Source organism: Thalassovita sp. ABM4_323, from assembly GCF_056158665.1.
Genome location: NZ_JBSWTS010000007.1, coordinates 3,367,008 through 3,382,888, shown reverse-complemented (window position 1 = coordinate 3,382,888; position 15,881 = coordinate 3,367,008). Strand labels below are relative to the sequence as shown.

Annotated in this window: 15 protein-coding genes; 9 read left to right on the top strand and 6 right to left on the bottom strand. The window is 61.8% G+C overall.

What is annotated here, in order from left to right; all coding sequences use genetic code 11:
• The first annotated feature begins 92 nt into the window (after nt 1-92).
• Together ileS and ACXADQ_RS19235 are read left to right on the top strand one after the other, a co-directional pair.
• A complete protein-coding gene (gene ileS / locus ACXADQ_RS19240) occupies nt 93-2,996 on the top strand; it encodes an isoleucine--tRNA ligase (protein WP_475325160.1) in 2,904 nt (967 codons plus the stop codon).
• A gap of 62 nt (nt 2,997-3,058) precedes the next feature.
• Nucleotides 3,059-3,508, top strand: coding sequence for a methylated-DNA--[protein]-cysteine S-methyltransferase (locus ACXADQ_RS19235; RefSeq protein WP_475325156.1), 450 nt, complete (start codon nt 3,059-3,061; stop codon nt 3,506-3,508).
• Here ACXADQ_RS19235 and ACXADQ_RS19230 read toward each other — a convergent pair.
• From ACXADQ_RS19230 to fsa, 4 genes are all read right to left on the bottom strand, one after another.
• Nucleotides 3,505-4,203 (bottom strand): CDP-alcohol phosphatidyltransferase family protein, encoded by a 699-nt coding sequence (locus ACXADQ_RS19230; protein WP_475325153.1) that lies wholly within the window; start codon nt 4,201-4,203, stop codon nt 3,505-3,507. The two genes, ACXADQ_RS19235 and ACXADQ_RS19230, sit on opposite strands and share 4 nt — an antisense overlap.
• Before the next feature lie 21 nt (nt 4,204-4,224).
• Entirely contained in the window at nt 4,225-5,148 is a 924-nt protein-coding gene (locus ACXADQ_RS19225; protein WP_475325149.1) for a tyrosine recombinase XerC, read from the bottom strand.
• Complete coding sequence (locus ACXADQ_RS19220; protein WP_475325145.1) at nt 5,145-5,852, bottom strand: DUF484 family protein; 708 nt, start codon at nt 5,850-5,852, stop codon at nt 5,145-5,147. Before ACXADQ_RS19220 ends, ACXADQ_RS19225 begins: the two co-directional genes overlap by 4 nt.
• Nucleotides 5,853-5,945: 93 nt before the next feature.
• A complete protein-coding gene (fsa, locus tag ACXADQ_RS19215) occupies nt 5,946-6,599 on the bottom strand; it encodes a fructose-6-phosphate aldolase (protein ID WP_475325140.1) in 654 nt (217 codons plus the stop codon).
• On the opposite strand from fsa, the gene ACXADQ_RS19210 reads away from it, so the two are divergent.
• A complete protein-coding gene (locus ACXADQ_RS19210) occupies nt 6,598-8,883 on the top strand; it encodes a primosomal protein N' (protein WP_475325136.1) in 2,286 nt (761 codons plus the stop codon). The two genes, fsa and ACXADQ_RS19210, sit on opposite strands and share 2 nt — an antisense overlap.
• On the opposite strand, the gene ACXADQ_RS19205 is transcribed toward ACXADQ_RS19210, so the two are convergent.
• Nucleotides 8,880-9,944, bottom strand: a complete 1,065-nt coding sequence (locus ACXADQ_RS19205) for a YeeE/YedE family protein (RefSeq protein ID WP_475325133.1) — start codon at nt 9,942-9,944, stop codon at nt 8,880-8,882. The genes ACXADQ_RS19210 and ACXADQ_RS19205 overlap by 4 nt on opposite strands.
• Before the next feature lie 166 nt (nt 9,945-10,110).
• On the opposite strand from ACXADQ_RS19205, the gene ACXADQ_RS19200 reads away from it, so the two are divergent.
• The 4 genes from ACXADQ_RS19200 (at nt 10,111) to ACXADQ_RS19185 (ending at nt 14,093) form a co-directional block, all read left to right on the top strand.
• Nucleotides 10,111-11,343: an MFS transporter gene (locus ACXADQ_RS19200; protein ID WP_475325131.1), complete on the top strand. Its 1,233-nt coding sequence runs from the start codon at nt 10,111-10,113 to the stop codon at nt 11,341-11,343.
• Between the two features lie 12 nt (nt 11,344-11,355).
• Complete coding sequence (locus tag ACXADQ_RS19195; RefSeq protein WP_475325129.1) at nt 11,356-12,708, top strand: MATE family efflux transporter; 1,353 nt, start codon at nt 11,356-11,358, stop codon at nt 12,706-12,708.
• A 63-nt stretch (nt 12,709-12,771) separates the two neighbouring features.
• Nucleotides 12,772-13,638, top strand: a complete 867-nt coding sequence (locus tag ACXADQ_RS19190; RefSeq protein WP_475325124.1) for a 50S ribosomal protein L11 methyltransferase — start codon at nt 12,772-12,774, stop codon at nt 13,636-13,638.
• A gap of 110 nt (nt 13,639-13,748) precedes the next feature.
• The gene (locus ACXADQ_RS19185; protein WP_475325120.1) at nt 13,749-14,093 is read left to right on the top strand and encodes a hypothetical protein; all 345 of its coding nucleotides are present in this window, start codon (nt 13,749-13,751) and stop codon (nt 14,091-14,093) included.
• A gap of 102 nt (nt 14,094-14,195) precedes the next feature.
• Here the strand turns inward: ACXADQ_RS19185 and ACXADQ_RS19180 are convergent, their stop codons facing one another.
• Nucleotides 14,196-14,402: a DUF1127 domain-containing protein gene (locus ACXADQ_RS19180; protein WP_475325116.1), complete on the bottom strand. Its 207-nt coding sequence runs from the start codon at nt 14,400-14,402 to the stop codon at nt 14,196-14,198.
• A gap of 301 nt (nt 14,403-14,703) precedes the next feature.
• Between ACXADQ_RS19180 and ruvC the strand changes: the two genes are divergently transcribed.
• Both ruvC and ruvA read left to right on the top strand, forming a co-directional pair.
• Nucleotides 14,704-15,207 (top strand): crossover junction endodeoxyribonuclease RuvC, encoded by a 504-nt coding sequence (gene ruvC, locus ACXADQ_RS19175; RefSeq protein WP_475325112.1) that lies wholly within the window; start codon nt 14,704-14,706, stop codon nt 15,205-15,207.
• Nucleotides 15,204-15,881, top strand: a complete 678-nt coding sequence (gene ruvA, locus ACXADQ_RS19170; RefSeq protein WP_475325108.1) for a Holliday junction branch migration protein RuvA — start codon at nt 15,204-15,206, stop codon at nt 15,879-15,881. The genes ruvC and ruvA overlap by 4 nt, the downstream gene beginning before the upstream one ends.

Sequence of the window (15,881 nt, the reverse complement as noted above, 5' to 3'; positions counted from 1 at the left end):
CTCTGAGACCCTGAGCCGCCGGGACAAGGCGTATGGGATACCGCGCCGCCCCCCTCATCCAGACAGACACGATCATTCGAAGGACGCCACCGATGTGCGCCGATACACCCGAGTACAAACAAACTCTGAACCTGCCGCAAACCGATTTCCCGATGCGCGCGGGCCTGCCCAAACGTGAACCCAACTGGCTGAAACGCTGGGAGGACATGGATATCTATGGCCGCCTGCGCGACAAGGCCAAGGATGGCAGCCGCCAGCCCTTTACCCTGCATGACGGCCCCCCCTATGCCAACGGCCACCTGCATATCGGCCACGCGCTGAACAAGACGATCAAGGACATGATCGTGCGTAGCCACCAGATGATGGGTTTTGACGCGCGCTATGTCCCCGGTTGGGATTGCCACGGGTTGCCGATCGAATGGAAGATCGAGGAACAGTACCGCAAAAAGGGCAAGGACAAGGACGAGGTTCCGGTGGTCGAATTCCGTCAGGAATGCCGCGCCTTTGCCGATGAGTGGGTGGACGTGCAGCGTCAGGAATTCAAGCGTCTGGGCATCACCGGCAACTGGGACGATCCCTATCTGACCATGGATTTCCACGCCGAGGCCGTAATCGCGGACGAATTCATGAAGTTCCTGATGAACGGCACGCTTTATCAGGGCTCGAAACCCGTGATGTGGTCGCCCGTGGAAAAAACCGCGCTGGCCGAGGCCGAGATCGAATACCACGACCACCAGTCGCACACGATCTGGGTGCCGTTTGCGTTCAAATCCGCGCCCGAGGGCCTGAAGGACGCGCGCGTCGTGATCTGGACGACGACTCCCTGGACGATCCCCTCGAACAAGGCTGTCGCCTATAACCCCAAGATCGCCTATGGCCTGTACCGCGTGGACGCGACCGAAGAGGAAAGCTGGACCAAGCCCGGTGATCTTTACGTATTCGCCGATGCTCTGGCCGAGGACGCGCTGACCAAATCACGTGTGACCGAATTCACCCGTGTGCGCGACGTGGACGTGGCCGAGTTCGAAAACGCCGTCTGTGCCCACCCCTTCAACGGCCTCGAAGGCGCCGAGGGGTTCTGGGATTACGACGTGCCGATGATCGACGGCGACCATGTCACCGATGATGCGGGCACGGGTTTTGTGCATACCGCGCCCAGCCACGGTGCGGATGACTATGAATGCTTCGTCAAGCGCAACTGGATCGACCGGATGACCCACAACGTGGGCGAGGATTTTGAATTCCTGCCGCATGTGCCGTTCTTTGCCGGGCTGCGCGTGTTCAACCACAAGGGCAAGGAAGACAAGGCCAACCCCGCCGTGATCGCCAAGCTGGTCGAGGCCGGCGGCATCATCGCACGTGGCCGGGTGAAACACTCGTATCCGCACTCGTGGCGGTCCAAGGCGCCGGTGATCTTCCGCAATACGCCGCAATGGTTCACCGCCATCGACAAACCCGCCGGTGGGGATGACACCTATGGCACCACCATCCGCGAACGGGCGCTGAACTCCATCGATCAGCTGGTGAAATTCACCCCGCAGACCGGGCGTAACCGCCTGTTCTCGATGATCGAAACGCGCCCCGATTGGGTGCTGTCGCGCCAACGCGCCTGGGGCGTGCCGCTGACCTGTTTCGTGAAAAAGGACACGCTGCCGACGGCGGATGATTTCCTGCTGCGCGATCCGGCTGTGAATGCCCGCATCGTCGAGGCGTTTGACGCCGAAGGGGCCGATTGCTGGTACGCTGAGGGCGCCAAGGAACGCTTCCTGGGCAGTGACTATAACGCCGACGAATGGGAGCAGGTCTTTGACGTGCTGGACGTGTGGTTCGACAGTGGCTCGACCCATGCCTTCGTTCTGCGTGACCGTGAAGACGGCACCGCAGACGGCATCGCCGATGTCTATATGGAGGGCACCGACCAGCACCGCGGGTGGTTCCATTCCTCGCTGCTGCAAGCCTGTGGCACCAAGGGCCGCGCGCCCTATCGCAACGTGGTCACGCATGGCTTCACCCTGGACGAGAAGGGTAACAAGATGTCCAAATCGCTGGGCAACACCATCGTACCGGAAAAGGTCGTGCAGCAATACGGCGCTGACATCCTGCGCCTGTGGGTCGCCCAGACGGACTATACCGCGGATCAGCGGATCGGGCCGGAAATCCTGAAAGGGGTCGCTGACAGCTATCGCCGTTTGCGCAACACCATGCGGTTTATGCTGGGCAGCCTGGCGCAACTCGATGAATTGCAACGGGTTGACCCTGCGGATATGCCCGAGCTGGAACAATGGGTTCTGCATCGTCTGGCCGAGCTGGATCACAAGGTGCGCAGCGGCTATGCGGCGTTCGATTTCCAGGGCGTATTCAGCGCAGTGTTTAACTTTGCTACCGTGGATCTGTCGGCCTTCTACTTCGATATCCGCAAGGATGCGCTGTATTGCGATGGTGACACGGATCGCGCCCGCGCGGCCCGGACCGTGCTGGACATCCTGTTCCACCGCCTGACCAGCTGGCTGGCCCCGATCCTGGTATTCACCATGGAAGAGGTCTGGCTGGAACGGTTCCCCGGCGATGACAGCTCGATCCACCTGACGGATATCCCCGAAACGCCCGCCGATTGGCTGAACGAGCCGCTGGCCGCGAAATGGGCCGAGGTGCGTCGCGCCCGCCGCGTGGTCACCGCCGCGCTGGAAATCCAGCGGACGGACAAGGTGATCGGGGCCTCGCTGGAGGCCGCGCCGGTGGTGCATGTGCGCAACGAGGACATGCTGGCCGCGCTGAAATCGGTGCCCTTCGAAGATGTCTGCATCACCTCGGGCATGTCGCTGAGCGCCGATCCGATCCCGGCCGAGGCCTTCCGTATGCCCGAAGTCGAAGGCGTGGGCGTGGTGTTCGAAAAAGCCGAGGGCGAGAAATGCCAGCGCTGTTGGAAAATCCTGCCGGATGTGGGCAAGTTCAGCCATCCGGGCACGTGCAAACGCTGTAACGACGCTCTGGCGTGATGTGTTGACTTTCGAAACGGCCTCGCTTGAATGCGGGGCCGTTTTGCGTTTGGCTGTGGGTCATGCAATTGACCGTCGATACCCCCACCGGCCCCGTGATCCTAACCGAAGAGGATGGGGCAATCGTGAAGTGTGCCTGGGGGCGTGGGCGCCGGGACAGCTCGCCCGTGTTGGCGCGGGCCGAGAGGCAATTGCATGAGTATTTTCAGGAGCAAAGAAAGCAGTTTGATCTGCCGTTGCGGGTGGAGGGCTCGGGCTTTCAGCAGCGGGTTTGCGCGGCCATCCTGGCGATCCCGTTTGGAGAGACGCGCAGCTATGGGCAGATCGCGGCCCAATTGGGGGTGTCGGCGCAGGCGGTTGGGCAGGGATGCGGTGGCAATCCGATTCCGATACTGATTCCGTGCCACCGGGTGCTGGGGGCCAATGGATTGGGGGGATTTTCAGGGCGAGGTGGCGTCGAGACCAAGGTTTGGCTGTTGCGCCATGAAGGGGCGGCGGGGCTGTTGATCTAGGGGCGCTGGGGGATCAGTTGTTGGGCGATGCCGACCAGCAACAGATAGACCGAGGTCAGGACCAGGCCCCAATGGGCCCAGCTTTCGGGGTGGAAATCAACCCAGGCCGCCAAGCCGGCGAAGAAGGTCCAGGCCAGGGCCATCGGCAGCGAGACCACGCGCCAGCGCTGTGTTCGCACCGGGTGAATGAACTTCAGCGGCATGAACATGGCCGCGGCCAGCAGGGCGACAAGCCCCACGATCACCCAGAAATTCGGGTGCAGCGCGAACAGGACCAGCACCAGCATATTCCAGCAGCCGGGAAAGCCGTGGAACGAGTTGTCCTTGGTCTTCATCCGGGTGTCTGCGAAATACAGGGCGCTGGCAAAGGTGATCAGGATGATCGCGAACCAGCCGGTCCATCCCGGCAGCAGCCCCGATTTGAATAGGGCAAAGGCGGGGATGAAGACATAGGTCAGGTAGTCGATGATCAGGTCCAGGAGGACCCCGTCAAACCGGGCGGCATAGTGTTTGACGTGGTATTTGCGCGCCAGCGGGCCGTCGATTCCGTCGACGGCAAAGGCCACGACCAGCCACAGGAACATCAGGCTCCATTTTTCATCGACAGCGGCCAGCATGGCCAGCATGGCAAAAACGGCGCCGCTGGCTGTCAGCAAATGGACAGACAACGCCTTGGATTCATTCGAAAACGTCAAAACAATGGCCTTTGGATCAGCTTAGCCCGCCTTGGGGTGGGCTTTCTGATATACGTCCATAAGCCGATCCAAGTCCACCGCTGTGTAGGCTTGGGTCGTGGACAGGGACGCATGGCCCAGGAGTTCCTGGATGGCACGCAGGTCGCCACCCGCGTTCAGCAAGTGCGTTGCAAAGCTGTGGCGCAGCGCATGAGGGGTGGCGCTGGCCGGCAGGCCCAGTTGGCGGCGTGTGGCCTCGGTGGCCTTTTGGATTTGGCGGGGGCTGAGGGCGCCGCCACGCACGCCGCGGAACAGGGCGAAATCGGGGTCAAGCGTATAGGGGCACAGCTCGACATATTGCGCGACGGCCTGACGGGCGGGGTTGATCACGGGGACAATCCGTTCCTTGCCGCCTTTACCGGTGATGCGCAGGGTTTCTGGAATCGGGAAATCGCGGCCCTGCAGCGACAGCACCTCGGATATCCGCAGCCCGCAGCCATAGAGCAGCGTCAAAACCGCCGTATCCCGCGCGGCCACCCAATCGGAACTGGATTGCATTTGCACCGTTTCGATCATGTCGCGCGCGGCGTCTTCGTCCAGCGGGCGGGGCAATTTGCGGTGGAACTTGGGCGACCGGGTGGACAGAACCGAGGTGGGATCAAAGCCTTCGCGTTCCGATAGCCACCGGAAAAATGTTTTCACGGCCGACAGTTTGCGCGCCAGCGAGCGCGGCGCGATGCCTGAACTGCGGGTGCGCGCCATCCAGGCTCTCATGTCCGATGTGGTGACACGCTCCAAGGCCCGCAGCCCCTGCGGTTCGCCTTTGTGTTCGGTGATGAAGGCCAGAAAATCCGCGACGTCGCGTCGATAGGCGTCCAGTGTGTTGTCCGAGGCGCCTTTCAGCGCTTTTTGCCCGTCCAGCCAGGCTTGCAGGGCGTCCCGCGCGGCTGGAGAGATCAGGCTCATGCCAGCCAGCGGCGCATGGTGCGTTCAAACACGCCAGCGAAGAACCCCAGAAGGTCCGTGCCCTGCTGGGGACTGAACTGATGCGGGTCCTCGGATCCCAGAACCAGCATGCCGGGCAGGCGATTGGGACCGAAATCGAGGGTCATACAGGCCTCGGAGCGAACAAAGCCCGCCTCTTCGCCGTAAATCTGCAAATCGCCCTCGTGGACCTGGCGCAGGGTGACCTGACGTTGTGGAATGTTGCGCCCGTCAGTCAGGTAGTCCTGGATATAGCCCGCATGCGCCACCGACAGCACGCCGCCCAACCGTTTCAGAACCGGGTCATCATCGGTTTGCGCGGTTTCCAGAACCAGCTTGATGCAATCGACGCGCAGCACCTCGGCCACGGGGCCGGACAGGTCGCGCAGGAAGGCCTCGAAGCTGGTGGGCTCCAGCATCCGCAGGATGGCGCGATGCACCTGGTTGGTGCCGGCCAGATTTTCATAGGCAGCGGCGATGACACTGCGATGGGTGTCTTCCAGCCGGTCCAGTCGGGTTTCCAGTCGCTCCATGGCGACGCCACGCAGATCCACGATATTGCTGCCCAAGGCCCGTTCATTGGCGGCCACAAGGGCGCGCATCAGATCGGTGTCGTCCAGAATAACATCAGGTTCTGCAATGATTTTTTCACGCAGAGAGTCGTCGATGACGGGCTTGGTGCTCATGTGTGCCTCTTGGTCTTTGCCGGGACCATAACAAATCTGTCCCGGCATTTCCTTAAGTTTTTTCACGCAGGCAGAGGCCCGCCAAGTCGCGGATCAGAGGATTTTGATATCCGCAGCCTTGATATCGGCCAAAAACGCGGCCAGGCCCTTGTCGGTCAGCGGGTGGTTGACCAGCGATTTGATGACGCCGGGGGGGGCGGTCATGACGTCGGCGCCGATCGTTGCGCATTCCAGCACGTGGTTCACCGAGCGGATCGAGGCCGCCAGGATCTCGGTTTTGAACCCATAGTTGTCATAGACGGTGCGGATGTCCTGAATCAGCTCCATCCCGTCCAGCGCGATGTCGTCCAGACGGCCGATGAAGGGGCTGATAAAGGTCGCGCCCGCCTTGGCGGCCAGCAGGGCCTGGTTGGCGCTGAAACACAGGGTGACGTTGACCATTTTGCCCTCGTCTGTCAGCACCTTACAGGCTTTCAGACCGTCCCAGGTCAGCGGGACTTTGACCGCGATGTTTTCCGCGATCTCGGCCAGTTTACGGCCCTCGGCGATCATCTCGTCAGCGTCGGTGGCGGTGACCTCGGCCGAGACGGGGCCGCTGACCAGATCACAGATTTCTTTGGTGACTTCCAGAATGTCACGGCCGGATTTCTTGATCAGCGAAGGGTTGGTGGTCACACCGTCAACCATGCCCAGGGCGTGCAGCTCGGCGATGGCGTCGATCTCGGCGGTATCAACGAAGAATTTCATGTCAGGAACCTCAGTTCGGTTGGACTTTGTTTGGGTCAGGCTTTACCCCAAAGGGGATGATCCCGAAACCCTTTTCACCGGACGGAACGTGAGCCAGGCGGAATTCTATACAGAGGGCGAGCTGGTCGGCGTGTTGACCACGCAACCGATCAACCGGGTGCTGGACTATAAAGCGCCCGAAGGCGGCTGCCTGCCGGGCGCCTTTGTCGAGGTGCCGCTGGGCCCGCGCAAGGTGCTGGGCGTGGTCTGGGGGCCGGGCAAGGGGGACTATGATCGTTCGAAAATCCGGTCCATCACGCGGGTGCTGGACGTGGCCCCCATGCGCGAGGAAATGCAGCTGTTCCTGCAACGCGCCGCGGACTACACGCTGACTCCCATGTCATCGATGCTGCGGCTGGCAACGCGCGCGCCTGGGCTCAGCGATCCGCCCTCGATGCAAAAGGTATACCGCAAGGGCGACCGTGACCCCGACCGGATGACCGAGGCGCGTGGCCGGGTGTTGGACGTGATGGAAGAATATGGTGGGCTGGCCTTTACACTGAAGGAACTGGCCGAACATGCGGGCGTGTCGACGGGTGTGGTAAAGGGGCTGGTCAAACAAGGTGCCGTTCTGGAAGAGGACCGCCCGCGCGATCTGCCGTTCCCGCGGATGGATGCGGACCATGCGGGCAAAGAGCTGACGGGCGATCAGGAAAAGGCTGCACAGGCCCTGCGCGCCGCCATCCAGACAGAACGCTATGGCACCACTCTGCTGCGCGGGGTCACCGGATCTGGCAAAACCGAGGTATACCTGGAGGCCGTCGCCGAATGCCTGCGCCGGGGCCGTCAGGCCTTGGTGCTGCTGCCCGAGATTGCGCTGACGGCGGAGTTCCTGACCCGCGTGCAGGCGCGCTTTGGCACGAAACCGGCAGAATGGCATTCGGGCGTCACCATGACCGAGCGCCGCCGCATCTGGAAAATGGTCGGGCAGGGGGGCGCTCAGGTGGTGATCGGCGCGCGCTCGGCGTTGTTTTTGCCCTATCAGAACCTTGGCCTGATCGTCGTGGACGAGGAACACGACACCTCGTACAAACAAGAAGACGGCGTGATGTATAACGCCCGCGACATGGCCGTGCTGCGTGCCAGTATTTGTGGGGCGCAGGTGGTGCTGGCCTCGGCCACGCCATCGTTGGAAAGCTGGACCAATGCCGAGGCCGGGAAGTACCAGAAACTGACCCTCACCAGCCGCTATGGCGCGGCCGTGATGCCCGACATGCGTGCGATTGATATGCGCGGGGAAAAGCTGCCCTCGGACCGCTGGATTTCCGGCACCTTGCAGCGCGAGGTGTTGGCGCGGGTCGAAAAAGGGGAACAATCGCTGCTGTTCATCAACCGTCGCGGCTATGCGCCGATCACGCTGTGCCGGGCTTGCGGGCATCAGATCGGCTGTGATCATTGTGATGCGCGGATGGTCGAACACCGGTTCCTGAAACGTCTGGTCTGTCATCAATGCGGCGAGACCAAACCCATGCCCGAGGTCTGCCCCCATTGTCAGGTCGAAGGGCGCTTGGCCCCGGTTGGCCCCGGTGTGGAACGGCTGAGCGAAGAGGCGCAGGCCCTGTTCCCGGACGCGCGGGTGGTGACGCTCAGCTCGGACATGTTCGGCTCGGCGCGCGCGCTGAAGGCGCAGATCGAACAGATCGCCGAAGGCGGGGCTGACATTATCATCGGCACGCAACTGGTGGCCAAGGGGCACAACTTTCCGCTGCTGACGCTGGTGGGGGTGATCGATGCTGATCTGGGCCTGCAAGGCTCGGATCTCAGGGCCGCAGAACGCACGTTTCAGCTCATGCGCCAGGTGGCGGGGCGCGCCGGCCGGACCGAGCGCAAGGGGCTGGCCCTAATGCAGACCTATCAGCCCGAACACCCAGTCATCCGCGCGATCATTGCGGGGGATGAGGAAGGATTCTGGAGCGCAGAAGCAGACGAGCGCCGCCACGCGCATGTGCCCCCGTTTGGGCGGATGGCGGGGATTATTCTGTCCTCGCCCGATGTGCAGGATGTGTTCGATCTGGGCAATGATATGGCGCGCCAGGATGGGCCTTTGCGCCAGATCGGGGCGCAGGTCTTTGGTCCGGCCCCCGCGCCGATTGCCCGGATTCGGGGGCGTCATCGCGTGCGCTTGCTGATCAAGGCCGACAAGGGCGCGCCGCTGCAATCCGCGATTGCGCGCTGGCTCAGACAGTTCAAGCCGTCAAACCAGACGCGGATCAGCGTGGATATCGACCCTCAGAGCTTCTACTAGGCGGTGCCCGCGCGCAGATTTCGCTGATCCAGCAGGATGTCGGTGCTCATCGCGCCGATCCACATGCAGAACAGGGCCAGCCATGCGGTTCCGGCAAAGACCGAGCCTCCGGTGACGCCCGCGCCGATGGCGCAGCCCCCGGCCAGCATCGCACCAAAGCCCATCAGCACGGCGCCAGTCATCGAACGGCGCATCATGGATTCGTCGGAAAAGCCCTGGAATTTGAACTCACCCTTCAGGAAGGACGACGCAAACGAGCCGATCACCACCCCTGGCACCAACCCGACCGAGAATTGCAGCACCTCGTTGCGATCCAGAAAGAACATCAGCGTGTGCGCTGATGGGCCCGAGAAGGTGACGCTTTCGACGGTGACAGGATCAAACGCGATCTGGCTCAGCGCGTATGTGCTGACCCAGCCCACCGCGACGGCAAAGCCCACGCCCGCGCCGAAGAACAGGCGGCTGATGGTGATCTGATTGCGCCAGGACAGCACCAGCGCCAGCGCGGCGAACAACAGCCCGATGGCCAGGCCACCCCATTCCGGCAGGCCGATGGCCGCGATAAGGTCCAGGTTGCGCCCACCCTGAGTGACCCACAGGGACGCCAGCGTATTGCGGACATCAGACAGGATGCCCGACAGGCTCATTTGCGCGACCACGGCAAAGATCAGCCCCGACACGACCGATCGCAGGTTCCCTGTGGCCGCCAGCACCAGCAGACGCCCCGAGCAGCCTCGGGCCAGGACCATGCCAACGCCGAACAGCAAGCCGCCGATGATCGCTCCGGACCAGCTGCCGGGGATCGCCATCTGGCGGGCATCTGCGGCGTTGAACAGACCAAGCAACTGCGCGCCCTGCACCCAGACGATTGCGGTCGAGATGGTCAGGAACCACACTGCCACCTTGTCCCCCAGCTGTCCACGGGCGAACTCGACCGTGGCGGCGCGCAGACAGAACCGCGAACGCTGCGCCGAGATGCCAAAGATGATGCCGGTGATGATCCCCAACAGGGCGGCTGTCGGGGCCTCTCCGATACGTTCAACAATGGCCAGTATGTCCATGGGCGCGGTCCTCCTTAAACTGGGCAGGGGGTGGCATGAACATATTCATATTTCATTGATTCAGATCAGGTCTGCGCACAATCCGTGGTATGTTTGCGCACACATGCACAGGGGATGCGTGTTTCACGGTCTCGCCAAACCGCAATTAGAGGCGTATGGGAAAGGCATGTTACGCATTGTCCCCCTTGATCAGGCCCAAAATCTGCCTTTGTGGCGCCGGCCTGTGTTCTTGTTGTTCCTGATGGCGGCGGCCATGCCGGTGGCCTTTGCCACCTGGTCCGCGCTGCTGAACAACTTTGTGATCGAGGTGGCCAAGTTCGACGGGTCCGATATCGGCTGGCTGCACACCGTGCGCGAGATTCCCGGCTTTTTCGCCATCGGCGTGATTGCCCTGATCATGTTCATCCGCGAGCAAATCCTGGGCATTGTCGCGCTGGTCTTGCTGGGCGTGGCCACGGCCGTGACGGCGTGGTTTCCGTCGTTGGGCGGCATTCTGACGATCACCATGCTCAGCTCGATTGGGTTTCACTACTATGAGACCGTGAACCAGTCGCTCCAGCTGCAATGGCTGCCCAAGGACCGGGCGCCGCAAGTTCTGGGATGGCTGATGGCTGCGGGGTCGGCCTCGACCCTGGTGGCCTATGTGCTGATCGTGCTCAGTTGGGACAGGCTGGGGCTGACATATAATATGGTCTATTTGCTGGCCGGGGGCGTCACCGCTGCGATCGCGCTGTTTTGCCTGATCGCCTATCCGCAATTCGAGGCCCCAAACCCACAGATCAAGAAATTCATCCTGCGCCGCCGGTACTGGCTGTATTACGCGCTGCAATTCATGTCGGGTGCGCGACGCCAGATTTTCGTGGTCTTCGCGGGCTTCATGATGGTCGAGCGTTTTGGCTTTGACGTGCACGAGGTCACGGGGCTGTACCTGATCAATCTGGTCGCCAACATGGTGCTGGCCCCGGTCTTTGGCAGGGTGGTTTCGCGCTTTGGCGAGCGCCGCGCACTGGTGTTTGAATATGTCGGTCTGGTCATCGTGTTTGGCCTGTATGGCGGTATCTACTGGTTCGGGTGGGGCGTTCTTCTGGCCTCGATCCTGTATGTGTTGGACCACATGTTCTTTGCGCTGGCATTGGCGCTAAAGACCTATTTCCAGAAAATCGCCGATCCGGGCGACATCGCCCCAACGGCGGCCGTGGCCTTTACCATCAACCACATCGCGGCGGTGTTCCTGCCTGCGGTGCTGGGCTATTTGTGGCTGGCTTCGCCGGGGGCGGTATTCGGCCTGGCGGCGGCCATGGCGGCGGTTTCGTTGGGATTGGCCCTGCTGATCCCGCGCCACCCCGAGCCGGGCTATGAAACCATCTTTGCCCGCGGCTTGCCCGCCCCGGCGGAATAAGCAGGGCGCGCTATGTCTCAGGCCAAGTTCACCACCGGATCCACGATGCGGCATGTCGTTGTGATGACCCTGTCGGGGTCGTTGGGTCTGAGCTTTATGTTCCTAGTGGATTTCCTGGCGCTGTTCTGGGTCAGCCAGTTGCGGGACGAGGCGCTGGTCGCCGCCATTGGGTTCGCTGGAACGATCCAGTTTTTCGTGATCTCGATTTCCATCGGGATGATGATCGCAGCCGTGGCCTTGGTCAGTCGCGCCTTGGGGCAGGGGCGCAAACGACGGGCCCGACGGATCGCGACCACCGCCATGATCTATGGCGTGTCGGCGCAGGTTCTGATCTCGATCGTGGTGTTTTTCTTTCGCTATCCGTTGTTGCGCCTGTCTGGCGCCGAGGGCGAGGTGCTGGAGGCCGCGGCCTCGTTCCTGTCGATCTCGCTGCCGTCGCTACCGCTGATCGCGGCGGGAATGATGGCGGGGGCGATCCTGCGCTCGATCGGGGATGCGCTGCGCTCGATGCTGGTGACGACCTCGGCCGGGGTGTTCGCGCTGGCGCTGGACCCGCTGTTTATCCTGTATTTCGGCTGGGGGATCGAGGGCGCAGGGGCCGCTATCGTGCTGTCGCGGGCCGCCATGGCCGTGTTCGGGTTTTACTGGCTGCTGAAAACGCATGACATACTGGCCAAGCCCGCCTTGCCCGATCTGACCCTCTATCTGGGCGCCTTTGCGACCATCGCCATTCCGGGCATCGCCACGCAGGTGTCCACGCCTTTTGGCAACTGGATTTTGGTGCGCGCCATGGCCGAGCAGGGCGATAGCGCCGTGGCCGGTCTGGGCGTGGTGATGCGCCTAACCATCCTGTCCTTTGGGGGCATCTTTGCGTTGTCGGGTGCTATCGGAGGCATCATCGGCCAAAACGCGGGCGCGGGGCTGAAGGACCGGGTCGCGCGCGCCTATCTGGATTTGCTCAAGTTCTGCGCGCTGTACACGGTGATCACCTGGGTGGTGCTGGCGCTGTTCGCCGATCTGGTGGCGCAGGTCTTTGGGCTCAGCGGCGAGGGCGCGGCCGTTGTGCGCACTTTCTCTCATTACGCGGCGGGGACCTTTGTCTTTACCGGAGCGCTGTTCGTGGCCAATGCGGCGTTCAACAACCTGGGCAAACCCTTCTGGTCGACCATGGTGAACTGGAGCCGCGACGGGCTGCTGATGGGGCCGCTGGCCTTTGTGCTGGGGGGCATGTTCGGCGCCGCTGGCGTGATCATGGCGCAGGCGCTGGCCAATTCCATCGTGGGCATCGGCGCAGGCTATGTTGGGTGGCGCTTTGTGCGATCCGGGCGCGGGGTCGAGGCCCCCAAACGGTCCACACGCGCCTGATTGCTTGACCCGGCGGGCTTTGGTGCTTAGGCGCAAGGCAACACAGATTGCCCGGAGAGCCCCATGCCTACATTCACCGCCCTGACCACATTGATGGGAAAAGACCCCGCCGAGGCGCTTGGCCTGGCGATGGAAGAGCTGATGCCCGAACCAACCGGCATTGGTGTGTTTGAAATCGAGGATGACTCGGGCCTGTGGGAAGTCGGCGGCTATTTCACCGAGGAACCGGACCAGGCGGGGCTGGCCCTGTTGGCAGCGGCGTACGGCGCCAAGCCCTTTACCGTGTCCGAATTGCCCGAAACCGACTGGGTCGCCAAGGTCAAACGCGAGCTGACCCCCGTGACCGCGGGTCGCTTCTTTGTCTATGGCAGTCATGACGCCGACAAGATCCCCGAAGGGTCCGAGGCACTGCTGATCGAGGCCGCCATGGCCTTTGGCACCGGGCACCACGGCACCACACAGGGCTGTCTGCGCGCGCTGGACCGTTTGGCCAATGACGGCGTGGTCTGTGAAAACGTGATCGACGTGGGCTGCGGCACCGCCGTTCTGGCTATGGCGGCCGCGCGCATCTGGCCCAACCCGGCGCTGGCCAGCGATATTGATCAGGTCGCCGTGGACGTCGCCGAGGCAAATGTGCGCGTCAACGATATGGAAGGCCGGGTGATCTGTCTGGAGGCCGCGGGCTTTGAGAATCCCGCCATCAAGGACAAAGCTCCGTTTGATCTGGTCTTTGCCAACATCCTGATGGCCCCGCTGATCGACCTGGCCCCGGACATGAATCGCTATATGGCCGATGGGGCCCATGCAATTCTGTCTGGCATTTTAAACGAACAGGCCGACGCGGTGGTCGAGGTTTATGCACGAAATGGCATCAATCTGGTGCATCGCGAAGAGATTGGTGAATGGACGACGCTAACGCTTCGCAAATGAAGTCATTTCAAGGCTGAATTGCAGCAAGAATGCGGCCTTTGCCACATTCTTGCCACATTTAATGCCTAGAAAAAGTCATGTTCTGGTGGGGGCCAGTACAGGAGGCTGAAATGGCCGATAGCTTTAACGACTTCGACAACCGGATTGCCCGGATCAGCCATAACCATGCGACCATGAAGCGTGGGTATTCTCTGACAGTTGATCGCGACGGCCTGATCGTGGCGCGCCCGAAAAAGCGGCGCGGCGGCTTTCCCCTGAAGCTAACCCTGATGTTTATTGTTGGCTTCCTGGGCTTTAAAATCCTGTTGGTGTCTTTCCTGGGTCTGGATACCTACGAACACCGTGTGAACGAACTTCAAAAAGGCGCTGTGGTGGAACAGGTCGGCGGCTGGTTCATGCAGGCCGATCCGGTGACCGTGCAGCTGGCCGCAAAGCTGCGTCCCTTTATCAGGTAACGTACTCTCTCAAATCTCTCTCACGTCCCTGAAAGCAAACAGCCGCCCCGAAATGGGCGGCTGTTCACGTTGTGTCAGCGTCGTTGGAAGGGTCGGGCATTGTTAGCCGCGAACGATGCTGTTGATGTCAGCGCGGGTGATGCCGATATCGTCCAGTTCGCGATCCGACAGGCTGTTCAAGGCAGCGCGGGTGGCGCGGCGGTCTTTCCATGCGACGACGGCATCGAACACGCCGTTGATGGCTGCGGACAGGACATTTGCGATTGCGGTGGCCAAAACGCCGCCATTTGCATTGGTGTAGTAGACCATTTCAGGCTCCTTTGATTTGAAGTTTCATTTGGGAAGTCTCTTTCCAAGCCGCACATAATCTGCGGAAAAATTCCGCACAAGCTGGAGTGTTTGCATAGTTCCTATGCGGTTTATGCATGGGTTCGTTTGCGAGGGTCAGAAACGTCAGGTTGCCTATGCTGCAGCGCGGAAACACGGCGGTTTGCCGAAAAAACTGCCAATTCGCCGTGTCGGTCAGGATACAGAGTTTTCAATCCGCTTGGCGTTTGTTCTCGTTTCGTGCTATTGCAGAAAAAAACCATGACAGAGCGGGGGACGAAACATGCGGGTATTGGGAATCGACCCTGGTTTGCGCAACATGGGCTGGGGCGTGATCGAGGCTGACGGTAGCCGCCTGACCCATATTGCCAACGGGATTTGCCATTCTGTCGGGACCGAACTGCCCGAGCGCCTGTTGTCTCTGCATGACCAGCTGACGGATGTTCTGAACCGCTTTCAACCCGATACGGCCGCGGTTGAACAGACCTTTGTGAACAAAGACGCCGTGGGGACGCTGAAACTGGGCCAGGCCCGGGGGATCGCGTTGCTGGTGCCGGCGCAGGCCGGGATTCCGATCGGTGAGTATGCTCCCAACAAGGTGAAAAAGACGGTTGTGGGCGTTGGCCACGCGGCCAAGGTCCAGGTCGATCACATGGTGAAAATGCAATTGCCGGGGGTGCAGATCAACGGGCCGGATGCGGCGGATGCTCTGGCCATCGCGATCTGCCACGCGCATTATGCTCGCGCACCCGGAATGGTGCTGAAGACAAAAGGAACCGCCGCATGATCGGAAAACTGACGGGCCGGATCGAATACCGGACCGAGGATCACATCCTGATTGATGTGCGTGGCGTGGGGTACATCGTGTATTGCTCGGATCGGACCCTGGCGGCTTTGCCCGGCAATGGCGAGATGGCCTCGCTGTATACCGAATTAACGGTGCGCGAGGATTTGATGCAGCTGTTCGGCTTTACGACCCTGCTGGAAAAGGAATGGCACCGGCTGCTGATCTCGGTTCAGGGGATCGGGGCCAAGGCCTCGATGGCGATTCTGGGGACCCTGGGGGCCGAAGGCGTGGGGCGCGCGATCACCCTGGGCGACATGGCCGCGATCAAAGCCGCCAAAGGGATCGGCCCGAAGACCGCGCAACGTGTGGTGCACGAGTTGAAAGACAAAGCGCCCGGCGTGATGGCGCTGGGCGGAACGCTGGCGCAGGCTGCCGGGGACGCGCCCGTCGAAGTGATCGATCCCGAGCCCGTCGCGGCGGCACCGGCCTCGAAACCTGCGGCGCCGCCCAGCTCGGCCGCGTCGCAATCGGATGCTTTGTCGGCGCTGTCCAATCTGGGCTATGGCCCGTCTGAGGCCGCGACCGCCGTGGCGCAGGCCGCGCAGGACGACCCCGAGGCAGATACCTCGGCGCTGATCCGCGCGGCGCTGAAGCTCTTGGCGCCGAAAGGGTAA